The sequence below is a fragment of the Streptomyces sp. NBC_01216 genome (genome assembly GCF_035994945.1).
Lineage (GTDB): Bacteria > Actinomycetota > Actinomycetes > Streptomycetales > Streptomycetaceae > Streptomyces.
This window is the reverse complement of record NZ_CP108678.1, coordinates 181,459-202,152: the sequence shown is the minus strand read 5'-3', so window position 1 is coordinate 202,152 and position 20,694 is coordinate 181,459. Positions and strand designations below refer to the sequence as shown.

The following is a 20,694-nucleotide window of genomic DNA, read 5'->3' as shown; positions in this document are numbered from 1 at the left end:
CCGGCCTCGCCCACACCAAGGTGAACGGCCACGGGCCGGTCACCGCGGGTTGGGGGCGAAACGAGCCGCCTGGTGGCAAGCCGTGGGGCAGACTTCCTATGACCGTCCGCGAAGGGGGAGTTGGTCCGGTGCGACCCAGCCAGCACATGCGCGATCTCGGCGTCGTTCAGTACGGCGCGCCCGGCCTGGGCGAGCCTGCCCGCCCGTTTACCCTCCCCGATGAGTGGCAGAGCGCCGACACCGCCGTGGGGCAACTCCTAGACGCCATGGAGCGCATCCGCCGCGCGCACGACTTCTCCGGCAAGGGCCTTGGCGTAGCCGCCCCGCAGATCGGCATCAGCCGGTCCGCAGCGGTCATCCAGCCCCCTGGGGCCGACCCGATCGTGCTGCTCAACGCCCGCATCACCGCCACCTCTGAGGAGATGGACGAGAAGTTCGAAGGTTGCCTGTCGTTCTTCGATGTCCGCGGCCTCGTCCCCCGGCCCTTGAAGATCACAGTCGAGACCACCACCCCGGAGGGCCAGGCGGTGACCACCGTCTACGAGCACGGACTCGCCCGACTGGTCCACCACGAGATCGACCACCTGAACGGCATGCTCTACACCGCGCGGATGCGGGCTGGCGTCGCACCCATCCCCGTCGAGGAATACCGCCAGACTGGCCGGCCATGGACCTACGAGCAGTGAAGGCCGACGCGGTGCCTCCGAACTCTGTCCGGTGACTTTCTCCTTCAAATCCAACCGGCCCGCCAGCCGTACCATCGCCATCGCTTCCGGGAGTCACCCCGTGATCCACCGCCGCGACGTCAGCGACATCACCGCCCAGGCCGAACGCGACCTCCTCGCCGCCCATCGCCTCAACGCCGCCGACCTCATCGCCACCGGCACCGAGGCCAAGGTCTACCTCCTCGACGCTGAGCAGGTGCTCAAGGTGTACGCGGACCCCGACGGCACCCAGGCCGCCCGGCTGCAGACCCTGCGCGGCTTCTACGACCGGCTCGACCGCGACCGGGTGCCCTACGCCCTGCCCGAGATCCGCTCGGTCGAGCAACACAACCCACTCCTGGCCACCCGCGAGACGCTCCTGCCCGGCCGGCCGATGGGCGAGGCCTGCGACCTGACCACTCCCGAGGCCGAGGCCCTCTACCTCGACGCCGTCACCGCCCTCGGCACCCTGCCCCCACCCGGCGACGCGGGCCCCCGCATGCTGCTGGCCGACCCCGGCACACCCGGCGCCGACCCTGGCCTCGGCTGGCACCCCTTTCTACGCCGCCTGCTCGACGCCCGGCTCAAGGCCGTCCACGACATCCTGAGCGCCGACGTCCCCCACTTCGCCACCGTCGTTAAGGACCTGCGCACGCTGCTCGACAGCGAGTACATCGGGCCCGAGGCCGTCGTCCACGGCGACCTCTACCCCGACAACCTCCTGCTCACCGCCGGGAGCGTCTCCGCGGTCATCGACTTCGGCACCTTCACCATGACCGGCGACCCGCTCTACGACGTCGCCGGCGCCTGCATCTACTACCGCCAGTACGAGGCCGACCGCCTCACCGTCTGGCGGCGCCTGCTCGACCAGGCCGCCGACCGCACCCCCGCCGGCCGCCGCCATCTGCTGCGCGCGTACGCAGAGATCATCGCGATCCTCACCTGCGACCTGTATCCCGAGGGCGCCAAGACGATCCAGGCCACCGGCCACTACCAGTGGGCCGTCACCGTCCTGCGCGACCTGGGCTGGAGCAGTTGATGGCCTTCCCCCAGCTGGACTTCGCGAGGAGGTCCTTGGGGGTTCCGCCGCTTGCGCCTCCTCGGCCGGCTGACCGGCGAGTTCTGCCGAAGCGGCTCTGGGCGGCGGTGCCTGCCCGTAGCGTGAGGGGGCATGACTGTGCTGATCATCGGCGGTAGCGGCTTCCTGGGGGCTGAGCTAGTACGCCAGGCGGCGTCTGCGGGCCGGCCCCCGGTCGCCACGTTCCATTCCCGCCCCGGCGACCGCGGCGGGGTGACCTGGCATCACCTCGACCTTCGCGCCCCGCTCCGCCTGGAGGAGGTCCTCGACACGGTGGCTCCGGCCGTGGTGATCAACGCGACGAGCGGCGGAGCGGATTGGTCGATCACCGCCGAAGGCGGTATGAGACTCGCCCTGGCTGCGGCCGAGCGCGGCATCCGTCTGGTGCACGTTTCCAGCGATGCCGTCTTCTCCGGCACGGGCTGCGACCGTTACGACGAGTCCTGCCTTCCGGACCCGCTTACCCCGTACGGGGCCGCGAAAGCGGCCGCCGAGACCGCTGTACGTCTCCTGTGCCCCGACGCGGCCGTCGCCCGGACTTCCCTGATCATCGGCGGAGGCCGCTCCGAGCACGAGCAGCTGGTGCACGCGCTGGCCGACGGCACCCGGCAGGGCGCCTTGTTCACCGACGACATCCGCTGTCCCGTCCACGTGGAGGACCTGGCTGCCGGCCTGTGGGAGATCACCCGCTCCGACGCCGTCGGCGTCTTCCACCTCGCCGGCCCGGACGCTCTGAGCCGCCATGAGCTGGGCGAGCTCATCGCCCGCCGCGACGGCCTCGACCCCGCTCGGCTGCCCTCCGCGCGCCGCTCTGATACAGGACTTCCCGGCGGGCTCGACGTACGACTCGACAGCCGTGCCACTCAGCAGAAGCTGGGCACGCGCCTCCGTGGCGCCCGCGAGTTCCTGAGTGGAGCGGACCGGAGTTGACCTGGTCGGCTGATGGCTACCCACCGTCACCGGTACACAAGCGCCCGACGCGCTGACTGTGGCCGCACTACCGCCAGCGCGTGACCGACTGGCTCACCAGCAGCGGGCTGACACGCTTGCCGCGTGCAGGCCCACCCGCACACCGCCGTCCCCACCCCGCAGGAGCCCTGCCGATGACCGCCGCCCCGACCTCAGGCTTCTCCGCCTTCGCTCTGGAGCCCTTCCCCGAGCTCCAGCCTGGCGACGACCTGGCGGGCACCATCACCAACGTCCTCAGCCGAACCGGCATCGAACTGCGAGACGGGGACATCGTCGTGGTCGCCAGCAAGGTCGTCTCCATCGCAGAGAACCGGTACGTCGACCTCGCCAGCGTCGTCCCCGGGCCCAGAGCCCTGGAACTGTCCGCCAAGACGGGCAAGCCCGCGGAGATCGTGCAACTGATCCTGGACTCATCGAGCGAGCACTTCCTGGCCACCGACAAGGGCCCCATCATCGCCCGGCACATCCTCGGCTATCAGCTCACCTCCGCCGGGATCGACCGCGCCGGCACCGAGGGCGCCTGGCTGCTGCCCGTGGACCCGGACGCCTCCGCCCGCGCCCTGCGCGACGCCCTGATCACCTACACCGGCGCACACCTCGCCGTGGTCATCGCGGACTCCGACGGCCGCGCCGACCGACGCGGGGCCACCACCATCTCCATCGGCGCCGCCGGCGTCGCACCTCTTCGGGTAACGGAGCACGGCGGCAAGAAGCAAGAGGAGACCTTCACCGACCTCATCGCCGCCGCCGCGGGGATCATCCTCGGCCAGCGTGGCCGGGGCGCGCCCGTGGCCGTACTGCGCGGCATCGCCTACACCGCCAGCGAGGTGGGCGTTTGCTCCATGCTCCACCACCGGCCGTGACGCTGCTGATCACGGGTGTGCCGAGACCATCGGCACCCGACTCACCACAGTCCTGCCGTATGCCGCCGCCCCCCATCCTCTGCTCGAAGGAGCCCCATGAAGGAGCGCGTTCGCGCCGTCCTCGTCACGCCGCACGGCACCACGCTCGTGATCAAACGCGTCCGCCCCGGCATCGCCTCCTACTGGGTCATCGTCGGCGGTGGCGTTGAGGCAATCGACGCCACCCGCGAGGAAGCGCTCCTGCGCGAGGTCCGCGAAGAGATCGCCGGCGACGCTGAGATCGTCCGCCTGCTCCACGAGACGGAGAACACCAAGGGCGAGAAGGAGTTCTTCTACCTGGCCCGCATCGACACGTGGGACTTCGAGAACCGGACCGGACCGGAGTTCGCCCGGACCGACCGAGGCGAGTACATCCTCGAAGAAGTCCCCCTCACCACCAGGGCCATCGCCGACCTGAACCTGCTGCCCAGGGAGATCGCCACGCTACTGTGCCAGGCCCTCGACCGGGGAGACTTGCTCGCCATGTAGCCGGGAGGAGCGACTGCGAGCGCTGGCTCGACACCCTCGCTTGAACGGGCGAACCGCCACGCTGCCAACGGCCTCATCCGCGAACCGCCACCGTGCACACGACCCGACGCGCGTGGTGAAACACCCCAGAGGGTGAGCACGCCAGCAGGGCTGCGCGCAGGTCCCGTTCGTACGCAGTCTTTCGAGGACCGAGCACCCCTGGGCTGGTGTACGACATCGAGAACTGCAACCCGATCAGGTCGTCCAGCCCGAACGTGAGCGACTGATCGAACACGGTCGTGTCCGCCTGCGGGAACGGCGACGACGACAAGTCGACCTCCGGATCGACCCCGCGATGGTTCGGTCCGTGACGGTCGCGGTAGCCCGGACCCAGATGCTCCGCACCCACGGTCTCGATCACGTCCAACCAGTCGGGCCGGGCGCCTGCGTCGCTGCTGCCGACGAACACCACCCCGCCGTGGGGCTCGATCAGGTGGTCAAGATCGGACAGCACCCGTGTTCTGTCCATCCAGCCGAAGGACCGACCGAGTGTAGCCACCGCGATCGGAGGGAGCCCGAGCAGCGGGAGGTCTGCCGCCCACGCCACCCGCCAGGCGACACGCACCGCCTTCTCGACGGCGGCGATCCGAACGCCTTCGGTGACCATGGCCGACTCGGGATCAACCGCGTGGACGACATTCACGTGCCGAGACAGCGGGATCGCGAGCGTTCCTGGACCACACCCGAGGTCGAGCAGCTGCTGCGTCCCATCGAGCCGGAAGCGGTCACGGATCACCGCGATCACCGCGCTCGGGTACCCGGGCCGGTAGGCGGCGTAGAACGGGGCCGCTGCCGCGAAATTCGTCACGTCACCATTTACAGCGGCCGCCACCTGCGCGGATGCGCCGGCGCCCGGCGTGCCGCCTACGCCACCCAGTAGGAGGGCAGGATTGGCCGTTCTTGACGGTCTGTCGGGACCGCTACGCTGGGCCGATGAAGCCGATCCGCGTCCGATTCGCCCCCTCGCCGACGGGCATGTTCCACGTTGGCGGAGCCCGCTCCGCGCTCTTCAACTGGGTCATCGCTCGACAGAGCGAACAGGGGAAGTTCGTCCTGCGGATCGAGGACACTGACGAGGAGCGCAACCGTCCGGAGTGGGTGGAAGGGATCATCAACGCCCTCGCCGCCATCGGTATCAACGCCGACGATCCGCACTTCGAGGGGCCCTACTTCCAGTCGAAGAACAAGGACGCTCAGCGCAAGGCCGCCCTCCGTCTCTACGACGAGGGGAAGGCGTACTACTGCGACTGCACCCGCGACGAGCTCGTGGCCCGCACCGGCTCGCAGCACCTCGGGTACGACGGCCACTGCCGGGACCGCGGACTTGAATTCTTCGAGGGAAGGGCCCTGCGGTTCCGCACTCCGGACGACGCGGCGACCGTCGTGGACGATCTTGTGCGCGGGCGTACGGAGTTCCCGAACAACGCGATGGAGGACTTCGTCATTGCCCGGGGCAACGGCAGCCCCGTGTTCCTCCTGGCCAACGCTGTGGACGACATCGACCAGGGCATCACCCACGTGGTGCGCGGCGAGGAACACCTGTCGAACACGCCGAAGCAGCAGGTCCTGTGGGAGGCGCTCGGTGCGGAGCCGCCCGTGTGGGCTCACCTCCCGGTCATCGTGAACGAGAAGCGGCAGAAGCTGTCGAAGCGCCGTGACAAGGTGGCGCTGGAGGACTACCTCGGCGAGGGCTACCTCCCTGACGCGCTGGTCAACTACCTGATGCTGCTCGGCTGGGGCCCCTCGGACGGGGTGGAGATCCGGCCCTTCGCCGAGTTCGCGGACCTGTTCCGGCTGGAGGACGTCAACAAGGCCAGCGCCTTCTTCGACGTGAAGAAGCTGTCCGCCTTCAACGGCGACTACATCCGAGCCCTCACCCCGCGGGCCTTCGCAGAGGCGTGCCGGCCGTGGCTGTCCGGCGACGTCGCACCCTGGCAGGCAGAGGAGTACAACGAGGCCACCTGGCAGGCCGTCGCCCCGCACGCACAGACCCGCATCGCCGTGCTGTCGGAGATCACCGCCTACGTGGACTGGCTGTTCCTGCCGGAGCCCCCGCAGGACGAAGCCTCATGGACCAAGGCCATGAAGCCGGGGGCCGAGGCGATGATCGCGGGCGCGAGGAAGGCGTGGGTCGCGCTGGACGAGTGGACCACCGAGCACCTGCGGACCGCCCTGGAAGCCGTCGCGGCCGAGCAGGGCCTGAAGCTGGGCAAGGCGCAGGCGCCGGTGCGGGTCGCTGTCACGGGCCGGACGGTCGGCCTGCCGCTCTTCGAATCGGTGGAGGTCCTGGGACAGGATCGGACCCTGGCTCGCCTGGATGCTGCAGCCGGCCGCCTGGAGAGCCAGGATCGCTAGGGTCAGGTGATCTCGGCGAGCACGTTGCTCCACGCCTCGGCGAAGTAGGCCTGATCGAACTGGGCCAGGGCCTGCCCGCCCACGCGTGAGCACGACAGGCTGGCTCAGACCAGCGCGTCCTCGAACACCGACCGGTTCGCGGCGGTGAACGCGAACTCCCTGCGGCCCCATTCGATCCGCGAGGCCAGTACCTCGGGCTCGGCTGGTGCGGTGTCGGGAGAGGCCATGAGCTCGGCCCAGAACTGCGCGTTATGCGCCTGCCGTTCAAGGATGGCGTCGACCATGGCCGTGTGCGGGGACGAACGGCGCGGCGAGCGTGGTGAGGAACCCCCTGTTCGCCTCGTGGTTGTAGCTCAGGCGTATGGCGTGTCTCGGCAGGCGGTTCAGGTGTTGAAGGACCGCGGCCTGGGCGTTGGGCAGGCCGGCGTTGCTGCCGTTGTGGAAGCCGAACAGGTCGGGGTATCGCTCTGTGTCGGAGGTGACGAAGGCGTCGGTCGTGACGTGCGCGTCGCGGCTGGTGTCGATGCAGGCCGGAGCTGTGTGGGACGGGGTGATGCGGGGGAGAAGGACGGCGGTCGCGGTCCCGGAGGTGGCAAGGGTCAGGCCGAGCCACCGGGTGAGTTGTTCGGGCCAGATGTGTGCTTTGAGCTCCCGCCCGGATTCGGATCTCAGGGGCTTGATCTGTCCGTTGATGAGCGCGTCCGTGACGCGCTGGTGCTGGGTGGGGTGGGGTGGCTCACCGGCCTGTAGGTGATGGCCGGCTGCGGTGGAGAGGGGGAGGGCCTTGAGGAGTCCGAGGCCGATGGCGGCCGCGGAGGGCCATGGCAGGAGCCGGAGCGTGCCGTCGGGGTGGGGCCGGGCGAAGCAGCAGTCGTTGGCGAGCAGTGCGGCACCGTGGGAGGCCAGGGTGAGAGCAGTGGTGGTCTTGCCCGCGCCGGAGTCGCCGAGTGCCAGGAGCGTCCGTCCGCCGGGGAAGGTGGCTGCGGAGGCGTGGAGCAGGACCCATCCCTCGGCGATGAGCTGGGCCCGCATCATCTCGCGGGCGAAGCGGGTGGTCGCGGTGGCCAGCCGTGTCGGCCGGCCGGGGCGGGATGAGGCTGTCAGGTTCTCACGGCTGGTGATCACAAGGTGCTGCTCTACGGCGTTGTAGTGGTAGCCGAGCACCGGGTCGGACAGGGTGTGCGCGGTCACGGTGCCGTCGGGGTGACGGGTGTAGCCGATGCGTTCACGGGCGAAGACGGCGTGCTGGGGATGGGCGAGGGGGGCGGATGCTTGGTGGTCTGCGTCGGTGGCGGTGACCGTCGGTCCCTTGGTGCCGGTTGAGGGGTTTGCGAGCCAGTAGGGGCCGAAGTACTGGGCTGCCCAGTCGGTGACGGAAGAGCTGTCGGAGCGGATGTTGACGGCGCGTCGGCCTGCCGTGAGCGTGAGGGTGTGCGTCATGAGCCGAGCCCTTCCGGTGGTCCGGGCCCTGCCGGGCCGCGTTGGGGGACGCGTGGCTACGCGCTTGTCGGGGACTCGTTCTGTACGTGGTGGCTGCGGGGTGACCTCTCGCGCAGCACGTCGGCCAGTAGGGCGATGCGCCGCAAGGGGGTGAGGTCGGGCAGCGGCGGGGGTGTATCTCCGAACAGGACCGTGGCGGCATGGCGTACGGAGGTGTCCAGCGGGGAGTCGGTGAGGACTTCGTCGTGCAGGAGGATGCCGTCGCGTACGGCGGTGAGGCGGTGGTGGTTGCGTTCCAGCTGCCAGCCGCCGGGCGCGGTGACGGGTTCGAGGTGCAGGGTGAACCGGGTCCGTCCCGCGTGGACGGTGAGGTGCCGGTAGCGGTCGTCGGCGGCACGCAGGCCTTGGCACCAGGGCGGTCGGGGCGCGGGCGCGGTGTCGTCGGCCTGGCCTGGACCGAGGATCGAGGACGTGAGCTCCAGGTGGAGCCCCGTCTCGATACCGGGCTGGGGCAGGTGGGTGCGTTCGGTCAGGGCGGCGACGAACAGGCGCGGGTCGTACGTCGGCTCGGTCGTGGTGGTGGCCGGGTCGGAGGCGAGGTAGTTCCCCCACGCGGGCGCAGGCAGGATGCCGCGTACGACGGCGAGCATGTGGAGCCATTCGTAGCCGAGGACACCGTAGTCGCGGTCGATGAAGCGGCCCGAGGCGCTGTCGGGGCGACGGTCCTTGGTGAAGAGGACCGAGACCTTCTCGATGGGCGCGTCGGGCTCGAGCGAGGTGATGAGATCGGTGAACGCGGGCAGCGTGGTGGAATGTCGGTACTGGTCGTTGACGACGATCCGCGCGGCCGGGTGCTCGGCCAGCAGGCGGGTGAAGGCGTCGATCTCGTGGCCACGGCAGGCCGGCTTCTCCATCAGGACGCGGGCGGCCGGGTTGTGGGCGAGTACCGCGCGCAGTACGGGCAGATGCTCGGCGGTGGGGCAGCAGATCGACCACAGGTCGATGTCCGCGGCTACGGACGGGGACAGTTCGCTGACCTCGTGGGGGAAGGTGCGCACGGCCGCTGGCAGGTCTTGGTGCTTGGGGTCGATGACGGCCGGGGTGGCGCCGAGCTCGGTGAGGATCGCGGTGTGCAGCCGACCGGCCACGCCGTAGCCGACGACTGCGGCCCGCTGAAGGCCGGTCACGGAGGCCGGTTTCGCCAGGCGCGGGGCGGGGACGGCAGCGGGCTGGCGGAGCTGAGGTTTCGGCGCGGCGTACAGGTCGTAGTACGCCTCCCAGAGTCCGGCGTCTGCGATGGTGGTGTCGGCGGGGGCGGTGTGGAGTCCGGGGGGAACGCGACCGGGGTCGGCACACAGCGCTGCGGCGGCGACGAGGGTGCCGGCGCGGTAGGCGTCGTAGCCCTGGTTGGGGATGGAGTCGGCCTCGAAGAGGTTCATGGAGCGGCCGTTGCCCAGCAGGGTGACGGTCCGCCCGTCCGGGAGGTTGAAGCGCATCCCGACGCCCGGGATGTCGGTGGCGCGGGGGCGGTGCGGGCCTTCGGTCAGGGCGGAGAAGTCGCGGGTAGCGAACGGGGCGAGCAGCACGCCGTCGGGCAGGTGGTGAAGGTCGTCTGGGGTGAGGGCGAGTTCGCCGGTGGTGCCGATGATGAGGAACGGCGTGGTGGAGGCCAGCGCGTCGGAGGCGGTGCGGTAGGTGGTGAAGCCGTCCTCGGCGGCGTCGATGAGGGCCGGCAGGTCGGTGTCGACGACGTCGACGCGGCACCCAAGCGCCCGGAGCTGGGCGGCGAGCCGGGATCCGAGCGTGCCGTAGCCGAGTAGCAGGACCTGGCGGCCGATCATCTTGCGGTCCGGCAGCAGGGCGCGCAGGCGGCGTAGGCAGGAGTCGGCGATCTCTCGGTAGCCGAGGCGGGTCTTGACCTGGGAGCGGGCCAGGTTGAGGACGGGGATGGCCAGGGGCCCGGCCGCGGCGATGCGCTTGATGCCGCTGACGGTCAGTTCCAGCGCGGCATCCGCACGGCGTGGGGCGCCGGCCGCGCCGTAGCCGCGGGCGAGCAGCCCTCCGTCGTCGACGACCAGGACCCGGCGGTCCGCCGCGTGGGCGGCGTCGAGAAACGCGTCGACTTCGGCTTGGACCCGGGCGAGGTCGCGCTGGTGCGCGGCCGGATCATTGACGGCGGTGTTGTCCAGGATGTCGCTGCGGTAGCCGCGTGCCAGGAAGGTGGCGTGGACCCGCTCCCTGTTCCAGGTGCGATCCCCCTTGTCCAGGGTGAAGATCCACTGGGCGGGGATTCCGGCCCGCTCCATCGCCAGGACGAAGCTGGTGCTGTGCTCGAGATAGTGGTCGCGAAAGAGCAACGCCCAGCCGTCGAACGCCTGCTGCGGGGTGCTGTAGCGCTCCAGCAGCGGCATGGCGGCCCGGATGCCGTCCAGTTCGGTGTCGGTGTAGGGGAGGGCGCGGGCGGACAGGGCGTCATGGAGTTCGGCGGCGAGCCGGTCGGCGCCGGGGCGGGGGTCGATCAGGATGTCCACGGCGGCCGGAGGCGGGAGCTGAAAGCCCAGCGTGCGCGGTACCTGGGGCGGCAGCGTCTTCCACCGCACCGTCACCAGAATCTGTGAACCGCTGGTGAGGTGGATCGTGCCGGGGCCCGCATGGTCGCACCGAAGCTGATGGCGTGCGGCGACCGTGGCGGCGGAGGCGATCACCGCATCGGAGTCGACCGGTCCGCGCAGGACCGTCCAATCGCCCTCGGCCGCGGGTAAGGCTGTCGTGGCCATCGTGCCCCTCCCTTGGTTTCTGCCGCCGCCCGCCCGGTCGGGAGCCGTCAGCGGCCGCGGGCCACCTGGGCGAGTGCGGTTTCGACGTCGGCCAGGTTCTCGAGCAGCCGCTGGGCGGCTGCGTGCCGCAGCAGCCAGAACTGATCCAGGTCGTCTTGAAGGAGGCCCGGCTTGAGGTAGTGCTGCTTGACCCCGTACAGGCTGGTCATCAGCTGCAGGAGCGCCACGCGAGCGCACGCGATGACGTCGGCCGCCGGCAGGCGGGGGTTGGCGTCCAGGTAGGCCGTCACGAGGTTCACGCCGGCGGCGATCCAGTCGTCGTTCAGGACGACGGTGCGCGGGTCGAAGGCGATGCGGCCCAGTTCGTAGGCGACCAGGAACGGGTCCGGGGGGAGGAAGTCCAGCACGGCTGTCAACGCGTTGCCGTCGAACAGCAGGTTGACCGCGGAGTAGTCGCCGTGCAGGACCTGACAGGTCAGCTGAGGAAGGCCGGCCAGGAGTTCAGGGACGCGGTGCAGCACCGCGCGCCGCTCGGCCAGGGTCCGAAGCGCGGCTTCGTCGAAAGCGTCGCGCTGCGCGCGCTCACCGGCGATGCCCAGCAGCTTGACGGTGGTGGCTTCCAGTTTGTCAATGTCCGGGTGCATCCACTTGTCGAGCTTCGACGACGGCCTGGCCCCGGCCGGGTGATCGGCGAACGCCACATGGATGCGCCCCAGCGCCGCGCCGGCGGCACGCTGCTGGGCCGGGTTCAGCCCGTTGTCGACGACCGCGCCGGACACCCACTCCCACACGGACACCGTGACCCGATCCTGCTGGACGATGCTGCGCCCGTCGGTCGAGCGCCGCACCCTCGCCACCGGCACCTGATGCGTGCCGGCCAGGGCGGCCTGGTCGACCGCCTCCTGCTCGGCCGCCAGGTCCGCGCCGTCCTGGTACTGCTTGACGAACAGCACCTCATCCCCGGCCTGGGCACGGTAGTTGACGGTAACCTGGCCGATCGGCAGCCGCTCAAGGACTACAGCGGGCAAGGCGTAGGCGCCCGCGAGGACCGAGCCGAGATCAGCGTGCGCGTCCGGATCCAACACGACCCCTCCTTGTAACCTGTCGTGACCGGAGGACCACTCTATGGCCTCACCGGAGAGGTGGAACCATATTCGGCCCACCACCGGCAGGCGGACTGGTAGCGCTCCAGACACACCTGGGCCGTGCGGGGGTGACCGGTCCACTCCACGGCGAGCTCGATGCCCTGCCCGCCCGCGATCCGTTGCGCGGCCCGCGCCGCGACCATCCTGTGGTCGGCCTTGTGAAGGCCCGAGCCGTCGTCGGACAGATGCAGAACTCGGGCGAACCCGAGAGCCCGCTGCAGCGCATCCTCCGCGTCCTGGCCTGCGGACGGTAGGGCAGCGGCGAGCTGCGCGGTGTCGGCCAGCAGCCGCAGGCGGGGCCATCGCTTCAGCAGTACCTCCAGAGCGTCCAGCGCGGCGGGCTCTAGCCAGAGGGGGTGGTGGAGTTCGACCAGCAGCGGGAGCGCGACGTCCGGCAGCTCGCCGCCGTGCATGGCCTGAAACAACCCGCCTTGCGGGACGGTGCGGCCCAGCAGCCGCACCCACCCGGCTCCCAGCACCGCGGCGGCGGCAGCGAGCCGCTCCAGCTCCGCCCGGGCGCGGGCGCGGTCCGTCTCGTCAGCGGCGAACAGGTCGGCCAGGTCCAGATCCGCCGTCACCCCGGTGACCGGCGTGAACTGCCGTGCATACCGGCGCCAGGACTCCAGAGTCGCCCGCTTCTGCCGGGCCAGGTCGTATCCGCGCGGCCCGCCCCGCAGATGCACGAACGGAATCGCCTGGGCCGCCGTCCACTCCAGCAGCTCCGGCACGCCGAGGCCGCGTACACCGATGCTGTAGAGGCCGACGCCAATCGCTGTCACGAGGTCCTCCAGTCCAGCAGCAGGACGGGCTCGACCGGGCGGCCGGGTGCGTCCAGCAGGGCGAACAGTTCTGGCGCGTGCTCTCCCGGTACCGTTCGGCACCAGAGGCCGGCCAGGGCCGGGTCGAGATACTCGGCGAGCCAGGCCGCCACGGTGGTGTAGGCCGCCTGGTAGGCGCCGGGGGCCCCAGGCGCCAGCTCGTGCATGCCCACCACCGTCCAACCGCCCCGGTGCACCTCCAGCGCCCCGAGCGCGTTACCGGCCCCAGGTGTGCCCAGCAATCCGAGGACTCCGCCGGGCGCGGTCAGGGCGGCCGCGCGCCGGGCATCGCCGGTCGCATCGATGACCAGATGCCCCCGCCCAGCCGTGTCCGGCCGCTCACACGTGACCCCGGGGGCCTGGCCAATGGGCGCCCGGCTGCGCGAGGTCACCACCCGGATCTTGGCGGCCCCGCGACGGCGCAGTTCCAGTACGCAGCCCAAAGCAACCGGCCCGGAGCCGACGACGAGGGCGCCGTCCACGTCGACGACAGGCACGCGGTCCAGGCCCAGGCACGCCATCTGCTGAAACCGGGCCAGCGCGGCAAGGCGCGGCGGCACACCCGCGGGGGCCGTAACGGCACCCGGGTACGCCGGGTCGAAGGCGGCTCCGTGTGGCACCGGGGCCAGCAGCCATCCCGCAGCCTCGTCCGTACGCCCGAGCGTCATGTATCCGGCCTCGCGGTCCGCGCCGGCCAGATGCCGACGCTCGGTTCCCGGGCTGAGGACGCTGAACTGCCCCCTCACCATGCCCGACCCGGGTCCTACCGCCGGCAACAGCTCCGCTCGGCCGCGTCCTACACGCACCCGGGCCCCGGCGTACCCGCGCACCCCCTCCTGCCACATCATGAGGAACCCTCCGCGACCGGTCTGAGCATTCCGATGTGGGCGAGGCGCTCGATCCGGTCCGCGATCGGTGCAGGTGCCCCCCACGCCGCGTGGAGGGGGATCTTGCAGGCCAGGTCCCGTACCAGGGACAGCCGCCGGGTGGCGGCCGCGTCGTCCTCCAGGAGGCGCAGCACCACCGGGGTGTCGTCGAGCAGACGCTCCAGCAGATGGCCGCTGGCCCGCCACCACACGGTGGCAGCCGTGTGACCGTCCAGCGCCTCGACCGCGCCTCCACCGGCCGCCGGATCACCGTCGACGTCGACCAGCACCGCCGCAACGACCAGTCCCGGCTCCGACGGCGGTTCCCACAGCCCGGGCAGGCAGCTCAGGTCCACGCGGTCCTCGTCGGCCACCCGCGGCACAAGGTCAGGGAACCAACGCCGCGTCGGACCGGGGCGGGCAAGGAACGCCGCCGTGCCGCCCACGACGCGAGGCGACAGGCCGTCTGCCGAGCAGTCCATGAGCGTGACGTCCCCGGCCATCGCCCGCCAGCCGCGCTGGAACAGTGCCAGGGCGACCAGCGTCTTGCCCGCTCCATGCCCACCGAGCAGCACCACCACCCGGCCGCCGGCCGGGTCCCGAAGAGCAACGGCGTGGAGGCACAGCGTTCCATGGGCGAGGTGCAGCAGATGCAGCTGGGCGTTCAACAGCCGGCGCACATCGCCGACCCGCGCCCCTCGGGGCAGCCGTACTGCGGTCGTCGACGTATCCGAGCCGGGCCCCAGGCCGTCACGGGGCACACCGGGCAAGTGCCGCGCGATCTCGTCCCACCGGGAGACGAACTCCGAACCCGCTCTCACCTCAAGCACCCGTCCGGCGCTCACCACCTCGTACACCCGCTCCACGAAGGTGTTCACCGGCATCGGCCGACCCCGGGGACAACGCCTTCCAGAGCCCGCCACACCGGCGCCGTCGGCAGTTGCTCCACCGCTACCCGCAGCACGGCGGCGGGGACTCCGGAGAACAACCCCTCCACAGGCCCCATCCCGGCCGACTGGTCCGCCAGCCGCGCTCCCCCCATCACGCCCAGCGGGTCACTCACGTACACCATCTGCTCCGTGATGTCCGCCGCCCCGACCACCGCCAGCTCCAGCACACCGTCCCCCGCCTCGCGCACCCGAACGCCCTCCCCGGCCGCGCCGGAACCGTCGACAACCACCACTGCACCGAGCCGGACGGGCGGCGAGTACGAGATCCCAAGGGCAGCGCGGTGCTCGATCGGAGTGAACAAAATCCGTTCACGCACCACCCCGGCCACCACCGAACGGTCACGCCGCCCGCCGGTGGCACTCCCTACCAGCGACGCAGGCACAGCGACACGGGTCGGCCAGCCCACCACCACGCCGCCCGGACCGATCAGAACCAGATCGTCGGCCAGGAACCGGCCACCCAGCTCCCGCACCGCACGGTGGGCGAGCGTGGACTTCCCCCCACACCGCCCGGCCAGGAACACTAGCGCTTTCCCCTCCACTTCAACCGCCGAAGCGTGGAGCATCCGCCACCCTGACGCCAGCAGCCGGGAGGCGAAGAAGACCCGGGCCAGCCAGTCCGCCCACCGCAGCTCCACCGTGTCACCAGGCGACACGACCAACCGAGTCACACCCGCGACAGCATCGACCTCCATCACGGCTGGCGGCGCCCCGGGCCGATAGCACGCCACCAGCCTCATCACGCCCTCCGCCATCCCGACCACCGCCAAGCGGCGACCTCCGTACGGAAGCTCCAGAACCAGCCCTCCGGCACCAGACGCATGCTCGACCCCCCGCGGCAGCACACCCCACTCGACCTCGAGCCTCCACTGCGCACCCACGCCCGACGCCTCCACGGAACACGCCGGAACCAGCATCCCCACGACGGACCCGAGAACACTGTTCGACGGTGCCACCACCTGTAACCGCCACCCCTCAAGTACCAAAGCGCTCCGTCTCTTCGGTGATGAGAGACCGCCAGCAGGGCCCGTGGCACCAAGTGCAGCGTCAACGACCATCAATGAGCCCCCTTCTCGGGCACGAAAGGACCCGAACGCAACCCCGCCCCGACTCAGGGCGAACACGTGGGTACACCAGGTCACCAACTGACGAACGTACGCCATGGGGCAGGCCAGTCGGCAGGTATGGTGCTGGAGTGACTGGCTCCCACCTGCAGAAACGGCACAGCGGCGATCACACCGTGATACGCGCCCGGCTTCGGAGAATCGCGCTGCTGCCCGCTGCGGTCGGATTGGTGCTCCTCGGGATCGCGGCGGTTCTCGCCATGATCATGGAGCCCTCGTTCATCTACGGGGTCGTCGTCAGCGGGACCGTCATCGCCGCGATCGCGCTCACAAGCCTGGGACTGCGGCTGATCCGGCGCGCCTGCACCACGGTCTGCCGCCGGCTTTCTCCCATCCGGCTCTTCTTCGAGTACCCCGAGGCCGTCAAGCACGCAGAGATGCGACGCGACCTCGACGCCCTGGAGGAGGCGCTGCGGTTCGGCCTCTTCGGTGGGCTCGTTGCTCTCATGCCCGCCCAGCAGGCCGTTCGGCTCGTCACCCAGCTCCGTGACGCTGCGGCGAGCGGCGTGCCGCAGCTGTCCGAGAGTCTGGACCAGGAACTGTCCTCCCTCAGGGCCGACTGCGAGCGCTGGCTCGACACCCTCGCCTGAACGCGGGCAACGCGGAGCTGCGCGGGCGCGGACGCGCCCGCGTCCTTCTCCGCCAGTCCGGATCAGCGCTTCCTCTTCGGCCGGCGCTTGGGCTGGACCCGCTTTCCGACCGGCCGGACCGTGGGCTTCGGCCTCCTGGTCTGCGTGGCCGCGGCAGCCTGCAAGATGGTGAGGAGCTTGGTCTTCAGCTCTTCGCGCTGCTCGGGGGTGGTCGCGTCCGCCGGTGTCTCCAGCAGGTGGGTCTTGAGGACGGCGAGCATGTCCCACTCCCACGGGCCGCGCTGCCGCGGGCCGGGGATGAGGCGGGCGTAGTCCTCGTCGTACAGGTCGGCGAGCAGCGCGAGGGCGTCGTCGTCGCTGATCTTGTTGACCTGTTCGCGCTCCGGGGCGCCGGTGGCCATGCTCTCCGCCTGGCGTGCCTGTTGCAGCAGCATCAGCCGGATGTTCTCCAGCGTCGCCATGCGCCCGCCGGCCCCGCCGCACAGCCACGCGCCTGCTGCCGCTGCGATGACGAAGTCCACGGGGCCGCCGCCCTCGCCGCCGGAGAGGTCCATCGGCTCCCTGCCCGGGGGGAACTCGGTCAGCCTGGCCAGTGCCTGCGCGCGGTACTCCTCGGGCGTGAGGCGCTCGACGATGCCGCGAGCGCCTTCCGCCACCGCCTCGTTGGGCAGGGGACCGCGCTCCTCGATGGCGGTGAAGCAGTCGTTGACGATCCGCAGAACTTCCTTGATCGGGAACTCGTAGCGGGCCATCGGGTACGGGGCCCTGCCGGGATCGTCGTCCCAGGTGCCGATTCGCTCGACCAGGGCGGCGAAGGTGTCCGGCTCTTCGTCGATCAGCGCGATGATGGCGCGCATGGCCATGCCGCTCATGCGGCCCATCCGCTCAACGATCGGTCGAGGAAGCTGGCCCATCACGTCGCTCATATTCACGTTTCCCGCCCCCTGTTGGCGTCGGCTGGCTCACACCGACGCTATCAGTGGCCGACCGGGTACATCCCGTGGATGACGGGACTGGTGATCTTGGCTACCGCATCAGCGGCTGTACGGCTTGGAGGATGACGGCCAGCGTCGCCCAGTCCACGGCATGGGGGCCGTCCGGGCGCAGGATGCCGGCGAGACGGGCGACTTCCACGTAGGTGTGCTCGCTCTCCTCAGCGTTGCCGTGGCGGATCGTGTCGGCCCGCAGCTGCTCGAGCTCGCCCGCGCTGAGTTCGACGGCGTACACGGTCTGGGTGTGGGCGGACAGGGTGCCAGCCGCCTGGCGGGTGCCGACGAGGTGGAGCCGCGCCGGGGAAAGGGGCAGGCCGGTCTCCTCGGTGAACTCGGCAGCAGCCACCAGCCTGGGGTCACCGGGCTTGGCGCTGGATCCTCCGGGGACTTCGCGGATGTAGGCATCCGGGGTGCGGGCGGGGGAGCGGAACTCGCGGACGAGCACGACCTCGGTGTCCTGCCAGCGGGGCGCGGGCCGGTAGGCGACGACACTGGTGAGGTCCGGCCGTCCCAGGACAACTTCGTTGTCCTTCACGCGATCCTCGGCCGCGACGTGGATGCGGGCGGCGTACGCCCACAGCAGGACGTGGGAGCGGTCGGGGCCGACGCGGAAGGTCCAAGAGGTCCGGCCGCCGAGCAGAGTGTTGCCGGCGTCCTCCTGGGCGGCGAGCCAGGCCCGGAAGGAGCGGGTTCGCCACAGCAGGAGTGGAACATCGCGCTGTCCGGCGGCGCGAGGGGCGCCGGGGCCGATGCGGGCCAGGGCGAGGGCGACGGCCCGGTGCAGGGTCTCGGCGGTGGGGACCTTGAGATCGTCGGCGAGTAGACGGAGGCGCCGGGCGTCGGCCGTGCTGTCGGGGCAGCCGAGGACGGAGCGGCCGTCGTCCAGGTCATCACCCGGCCAGGCTTCGGCCGCGGGGCCGGGATGGGGGTGCCAGTGGATGATCTCGTCGGCGCGGTCGCGCTGGGTCCGTTCCCAGGCGAGTCGGCGTGCGGTGTCCGGGTGGGAGGCGTCACCGCGGGGGTGGGGAAGCAGCACCACGAGTGTGCCGGGCTGTCGCCACTGGAGCACCGCCTCGCGGAGGACGTTCCGGCAGGACTCCGGATCGAGTGGGGCGCTGGCCAGGTAGAGGCTCGCGGTGTAGATCTGGGGAGGCTCCTCCCCGGTGTAGACGGGTTGCACGTCGCTGGGGGCGCTCACGGGCTCTCGGTGCTTCCTTCCAGGGCTCGGGAGCGGCCCGCGAGGGGGACCGGCGGGGCGACGCGCTCCCAGGTGATGGTCTTGTTCACCGGGTCGGTGGTGAGGGGTACCCAGTCGTCGCTGGGGACGATGGCGCCGTGGTCGTAGCCGAGCTCGCTGCCGGCCTGCCGGGCCGGTGCGGTGTCGCACCGGCCTCGTATGTCATCGAACGTGTCGAATACGAGTCGCGGGCCCATGGCCGTGCTTCCTTGGGGCAGGTATGGGGCTACTTGTCGTCGAGGTCTTCACCGAAGGTGACGTCGAGCTCGACGGCGAGGGCCTCCGCCAGCTGGAGCGTCTGGGCGCGGTCGATGACGACCTGCTTGAGCGAGGCGAGGCCGCAGAGCTGGGAGAGGTCATTGCCCCGGAGGTCCAGGCCGCAGTACTTCCCGCCGTCGAACTCGGTCAGGCGCAGATCGCAGTCGTTGATCAGGGCGGCGGCGAGGTCAGCGGCGGCGAAGGTGGCTTCGCGCAGCGAGCACTTGGCCAAGATCACGGGGCCAATGGCCCGGACGCGGGTGAGGGTGCTGTAGTCGATCTTGCAGTTTTCGAACAGGACGTTGTCGAGCGTGACGTCTTCGAGTGCGGCGCCCATGAGCTTGCAGTCGCGGAAGACAGTCCGGGTGATCTTGCTGTCGGTCCACTGCAGGGAGGCCAGGTCGCAGCCGGTGAACTCCACGGAGTCGACGCGGAGCTTCTCCAGCCGGGCGCGCTGGGCCTTGAGGCCGGTGATCCGCCCGTCCATCAGGTGGGTGTCGGCCAGGTTGAGGTCCCGCAGGTCGGCGTCGGCGTAGTGGAACTCCGCCACCCGGCCACGGCCGCCCTCCAGCGAGGTGACGCTGGAGAGGTAGAGGCCCGGCTCGTTCAGGGCAGGGAGCGTGACGCTCGTACGGCGGATCGTGCGGGTGTCCATCAACAGCCTTTCAGCACAGCGGCTCGGTCGTCCCCGCTGCTGGCACGCCCAGGGGCGTGCCAGCAGCGGGGACGACTCACTTCCTCTTGTTCCAGTTGTCCCAGGTCGGGCGGTTGTCGAAGGAAGCCGGGTTCTTCGCCCAGTTGTCCCACGTGGGCCGGTTGTCCCACGCTCCTTCAACGATCACCGGGGGGCGGGGCGTCGTGCGTGGCTATCAACTCCATCACGACGGGGGTGCCGGATGTGGCGAGTCGGTCCAGGATCTTCATACAACAGCCTCCTTGGTTGCGAGCGTGGACAGGGCCGTGACCAGGGCCTGCCGGGAGACCCGGCAGGCCCTGGTCACGGTGGTCCAACTCGGCCACAAGCGGCGCGCGTTCAGGGGCGAGAGGCTACGGTGCATGGTCATGAAGCCGTTCGTGTTCCAGCATGCCCAGGACGTGTGGCCAGAGGGCGAGACCCTGCTCCACGTGTATCTCACCCCACACGATCAGGACCGCGAGCTGGCGGCGCTTGTCGCCCGGGGACGGGCGGTCTTGCGGGAGTTTCCGATCACCTGCGTGGAGGACCGCTGGCTTCACATCACCGTCGACCAGATCACCGACCGCGTGGGAGCAGAGATCACACTGGCCGAACGCGACGCCCTCGTAGCGGAGCTGGGCAAGCGCCTCGCGGACGTCGAGCCGTTCGACATCATGATCGGATCGCTTGAGTCGTACGCGACCGGAGTGATCGCCGACGTCCATCCCGACGAGCCCCTCAACGACCTCCACACCACCGTCCGCGCCGCGATCCAGACGATGCGCGGGCCCAACGCGACGGGCTATCCCGCCAAGGTCCCGCACCTCACGCTCGGATACGCGGCCGAGGAATGCGACTCCGACCACGTGCAGAGGAAGCTGCGCAACGGAGTTCGCCCGGGACACGCCCCGATGCGGGTGGACGCCGTTCACCTCGTGGACGTCACCGCGGACGCGCAGGCCAAGACGATCACGTGGGACCACGTCGCGACGATCCCGCTCAGCGGCGGCAGCTGAGGATCGCCGCTCAGTCCGCCGGGCGTGAGGGTACCGGTCGGCCGGCGACGTCGGCCGCGTATGCCGCCCAGTCCCCGCCGCTGGCCTGCCGCCACTGCACGGCTACCGCGCCGTGGATGCCCAGCATGCGCGCCAGGATCGCCGCCGGAACCTGAGCGACCAGTGTGAACAGGGCGGTGGATCCCGTGCCCAGCCTCGGCACCTCGCGGGATGACGGAAACGGCCGCTGGTACCGCACCGGACGGGCTGGCAGAGTGGCCACGGCGATC

General features: G+C 70.5%; 24 protein-coding genes. 8 read left to right on the top strand and 16 right to left on the bottom strand.

Annotation, left to right across the window (positions count from 1 at the left end; translation table 11 throughout):
- Positions 1 to 128: 128 nt before the first annotated feature.
- From OG393_RS33465 to OG393_RS33445, 5 genes are all read left to right on the top strand, one after another.
- A complete protein-coding gene (locus OG393_RS33465; protein WP_327378833.1) occupies positions 129 to 686 on the top strand; it encodes a peptide deformylase in 558 nt (185 codons plus the stop codon).
- A gap of 100 nt (positions 687 to 786) precedes the next feature.
- Complete coding sequence (locus OG393_RS33460; RefSeq protein WP_327378832.1) at positions 787 to 1,743, top strand: phosphotransferase family protein; 957 nt, start codon at positions 787 to 789, stop codon at positions 1,741 to 1,743.
- A gap of 132 nt (positions 1,744 to 1,875) precedes the next feature.
- Complete coding sequence (locus OG393_RS33455) at positions 1,876 to 2,712, top strand: SDR family oxidoreductase (RefSeq protein ID WP_327378831.1); 837 nt, start codon at positions 1,876 to 1,878, stop codon at positions 2,710 to 2,712.
- A 173-nt stretch (positions 2,713 to 2,885) separates the two neighbouring features.
- Complete coding sequence (locus OG393_RS33450) at positions 2,886 to 3,614, top strand: coenzyme F420-0:L-glutamate ligase (protein WP_327378830.1); 729 nt, start codon at positions 2,886 to 2,888, stop codon at positions 3,612 to 3,614.
- Positions 3,615 to 3,710: 96 nt separating this feature from the next.
- Positions 3,711 to 4,142, top strand: a complete 432-nt coding sequence (locus tag OG393_RS33445) for an NUDIX domain-containing protein (protein ID WP_327378829.1) — start codon at positions 3,711 to 3,713, stop codon at positions 4,140 to 4,142.
- Between the two features lie 73 nt (positions 4,143 to 4,215).
- Here OG393_RS33445 and OG393_RS33440 read toward each other — a convergent pair whose 3' ends face one another.
- Entirely contained in the window at positions 4,216 to 4,989 is a 774-nt protein-coding gene (locus OG393_RS33440; RefSeq protein ID WP_327378828.1) for a class I SAM-dependent methyltransferase, read from the bottom strand.
- Positions 4,990 to 5,156: 167 nt separating this feature from the next.
- Here OG393_RS33440 and gltX point away from each other — a divergent pair, with 167 nt between their 5' ends.
- The gene (gene gltX / locus OG393_RS33435) at positions 5,157 to 6,536 is read left to right on the top strand and encodes a glutamate--tRNA ligase (protein ID WP_442817447.1); all 1,380 of its coding nucleotides are present in this window, start codon (positions 5,157 to 5,159) and stop codon (positions 6,534 to 6,536) included.
- Positions 6,537 to 6,640: 104 nt separating this feature from the next.
- On the opposite strand, the gene OG393_RS33430 is transcribed toward gltX, so the two are convergent.
- The 8 genes from OG393_RS33430 to OG393_RS33395 form a co-directional block, all read right to left on the bottom strand.
- A complete protein-coding gene (locus OG393_RS33430; RefSeq protein ID WP_327378826.1) occupies positions 6,641 to 6,820 on the bottom strand; it encodes a hypothetical protein in 180 nt (59 codons plus the stop codon).
- Positions 6,801 to 7,976 carry a hypothetical protein gene (locus OG393_RS33425; RefSeq protein WP_327378825.1) on the bottom strand — a complete coding sequence of 392 codons (1,176 nt, stop codon included), beginning with the start codon at positions 7,974 to 7,976 and terminating at the stop codon, positions 6,801 to 6,803. The genes OG393_RS33430 and OG393_RS33425 overlap by 20 nt, the downstream gene beginning before the upstream one ends.
- Before the next feature lie 56 nt (positions 7,977 to 8,032).
- Complete coding sequence (locus tag OG393_RS33420; RefSeq protein ID WP_327378824.1) at positions 8,033 to 10,753, bottom strand: Gfo/Idh/MocA family oxidoreductase; 2,721 nt, start codon at positions 10,751 to 10,753, stop codon at positions 8,033 to 8,035.
- A 47-nt stretch (positions 10,754 to 10,800) separates the two neighbouring features.
- Complete coding sequence (locus OG393_RS33415) at positions 10,801 to 11,835, bottom strand: phosphotransferase enzyme family protein (protein WP_327378823.1); 1,035 nt, start codon at positions 11,833 to 11,835, stop codon at positions 10,801 to 10,803.
- 41 nt (positions 11,836 to 11,876) lie between these two features.
- On the bottom strand, positions 11,877 to 12,677 hold the full coding sequence (locus OG393_RS33410) for an AP endonuclease (RefSeq protein WP_327378822.1): 801 nt from the start codon (positions 12,675 to 12,677) through the stop codon (positions 11,877 to 11,879).
- On the bottom strand, positions 12,674 to 13,465 hold the full coding sequence (locus OG393_RS33405; protein ID WP_327378821.1) for a hypothetical protein: 792 nt from the start codon (positions 13,463 to 13,465) through the stop codon (positions 12,674 to 12,676). The genes OG393_RS33410 and OG393_RS33405 overlap by 4 nt, the downstream gene beginning before the upstream one ends.
- Positions 13,466 to 13,560: 95 nt before the next feature.
- Positions 13,561 to 14,466 carry a hypothetical protein gene (locus OG393_RS33400; protein WP_327378819.1) on the bottom strand — a complete coding sequence of 302 codons (906 nt, stop codon included), beginning with the start codon at positions 14,464 to 14,466 and terminating at the stop codon, positions 13,561 to 13,563.
- Positions 14,457 to 15,302 (bottom strand): hypothetical protein, encoded by an 846-nt coding sequence (locus tag OG393_RS33395; RefSeq protein ID WP_327378818.1) that lies wholly within the window; start codon positions 15,300 to 15,302, stop codon positions 14,457 to 14,459. The genes OG393_RS33400 and OG393_RS33395 overlap by 10 nt, the downstream gene beginning before the upstream one ends.
- Before the next feature lie 425 nt (positions 15,303 to 15,727).
- Between OG393_RS33395 and OG393_RS33390 the strand changes: the two genes are divergently transcribed.
- Positions 15,728 to 16,246: a hypothetical protein gene (locus OG393_RS33390; RefSeq protein ID WP_327378817.1), complete on the top strand. Its 519-nt coding sequence runs from the start codon at positions 15,728 to 15,730 to the stop codon at positions 16,244 to 16,246.
- Between the two features lie 62 nt (positions 16,247 to 16,308).
- Here OG393_RS33390 and OG393_RS33385 read toward each other — a convergent pair whose 3' ends face one another.
- The 6 genes from OG393_RS33385 to OG393_RS33360 all read right to left on the bottom strand — a co-directional run bounded on the left by OG393_RS33385 (position 16,309) and on the right by OG393_RS33360 (position 19,797).
- Positions 16,309 to 17,172: a hypothetical protein gene (locus OG393_RS33385; RefSeq protein ID WP_327378816.1), complete on the bottom strand. Its 864-nt coding sequence runs from the start codon at positions 17,170 to 17,172 to the stop codon at positions 16,309 to 16,311.
- Positions 17,173 to 17,272: 100 nt separating this feature from the next.
- A complete protein-coding gene (locus OG393_RS33380; protein WP_327378815.1) occupies positions 17,273 to 18,436 on the bottom strand; it encodes an NUDIX hydrolase in 1,164 nt (387 codons plus the stop codon).
- Entirely contained in the window at positions 18,433 to 18,672 is a 240-nt protein-coding gene (locus OG393_RS33375) for a hypothetical protein (protein ID WP_327378814.1), read from the bottom strand. The genes OG393_RS33380 and OG393_RS33375 overlap by 4 nt, the downstream gene beginning before the upstream one ends.
- A 29-nt stretch (positions 18,673 to 18,701) precedes the next feature.
- Positions 18,702 to 19,388, bottom strand: a complete 687-nt coding sequence (locus tag OG393_RS33370) for a pentapeptide repeat-containing protein (protein ID WP_327378813.1) — start codon at positions 19,386 to 19,388, stop codon at positions 18,702 to 18,704.
- A gap of 76 nt (positions 19,389 to 19,464) precedes the next feature.
- On the bottom strand, positions 19,465 to 19,575 hold the full coding sequence (gene amcA / locus OG393_RS33365) for a multiple cyclophane-containing RiPP AmcA (RefSeq protein WP_327378812.1): 111 nt from the start codon (positions 19,573 to 19,575) through the stop codon (positions 19,465 to 19,467).
- 78 nt (positions 19,576 to 19,653) lie between these two features.
- Positions 19,654 to 19,797: a hypothetical protein gene (locus OG393_RS33360; RefSeq protein WP_327378810.1), complete on the bottom strand. Its 144-nt coding sequence runs from the start codon at positions 19,795 to 19,797 to the stop codon at positions 19,654 to 19,656.
- Here OG393_RS33360 and OG393_RS33355 point away from each other — a divergent pair.
- On the top strand, positions 19,796 to 20,425 hold the full coding sequence (locus tag OG393_RS33355; protein ID WP_327378809.1) for a 2'-5' RNA ligase family protein: 630 nt from the start codon (positions 19,796 to 19,798) through the stop codon (positions 20,423 to 20,425). The two genes, OG393_RS33360 and OG393_RS33355, sit on opposite strands and share 2 nt — an antisense overlap.
- A 10-nt stretch (positions 20,426 to 20,435) precedes the next feature.
- Here the strand turns inward: OG393_RS33355 and OG393_RS33350 are convergent, their stop codons facing one another.
- Positions 20,436 to 20,687 carry a hypothetical protein gene (locus tag OG393_RS33350; protein ID WP_327378808.1) on the bottom strand — a complete coding sequence of 84 codons (252 nt, stop codon included), beginning with the start codon at positions 20,685 to 20,687 and terminating at the stop codon, positions 20,436 to 20,438.
- Positions 20,688 to 20,694: the final 7 nt, after the last annotated feature.

Excerpts from the sequence above, each read along its gene's own strand:
- OG393_RS33455 (WP_327378831.1), top strand. The coding sequence starts at position 1,876 with ATGACTGTGCTGATCATCGGCGGTAGCGGCTTCCTGGGGGCTGAGCTA.
- OG393_RS33450 (WP_327378830.1), top strand. The coding sequence starts at position 2,886 with ATGACCGCCGCCCCGACCTCAGGCTTCTCCGCCTTCGCTCTGGAGCCC.
- OG393_RS33445 (WP_327378829.1), top strand. The coding sequence starts at position 3,711 with ATGAAGGAGCGCGTTCGCGCCGTCCTCGTCACGCCGCACGGCACCACG.
- gltX (WP_442817447.1), top strand. The coding sequence starts at position 5,157 with ATGTTCCACGTTGGCGGAGCCCGCTCCGCGCTCTTCAACTGGGTCATC.
- OG393_RS33430 (WP_327378826.1), bottom strand. The coding sequence starts at position 6,820 with ATGGTCGACGCCATCCTTGAACGGCAGGCGCATAACGCGCAGTTCTGG.
- OG393_RS33425 (WP_327378825.1), bottom strand. The coding sequence starts at position 7,976 with ATGACGCACACCCTCACGCTCACGGCAGGCCGACGCGCCGTCAACATC.
- OG393_RS33420 (WP_327378824.1), bottom strand. The coding sequence starts at position 10,753 with ATGGCCACGACAGCCTTACCCGCGGCCGAGGGCGATTGGACGGTCCTG.
- OG393_RS33405 (WP_327378821.1), bottom strand. The coding sequence starts at position 13,465 with ATGGTGAGGGGGCAGTTCAGCGTCCTCAGCCCGGGAACCGAGCGTCGG.
- OG393_RS33400 (WP_327378819.1), bottom strand. The coding sequence starts at position 14,466 with ATGCCGGTGAACACCTTCGTGGAGCGGGTGTACGAGGTGGTGAGCGCC.
- OG393_RS33385 (WP_327378816.1), bottom strand. The coding sequence starts at position 17,172 with ATGAGCGACGTGATGGGCCAGCTTCCTCGACCGATCGTTGAGCGGATG.
- OG393_RS33375 (WP_327378814.1), bottom strand. The coding sequence starts at position 18,672 with ATGGGCCCGCGACTCGTATTCGACACGTTCGATGACATACGAGGCCGG.
- OG393_RS33370 (WP_327378813.1), bottom strand. The coding sequence starts at position 19,388 with ATGGACACCCGCACGATCCGCCGTACGAGCGTCACGCTCCCTGCCCTG.
- OG393_RS33355 (WP_327378809.1), top strand. The coding sequence starts at position 19,796 with ATGAAGCCGTTCGTGTTCCAGCATGCCCAGGACGTGTGGCCAGAGGGC.
- OG393_RS33360 (WP_327378810.1), bottom strand. The coding sequence starts at position 19,797 with ATGACCATGCACCGTAGCCTCTCGCCCCTGAACGCGCGCCGCTTGTGG.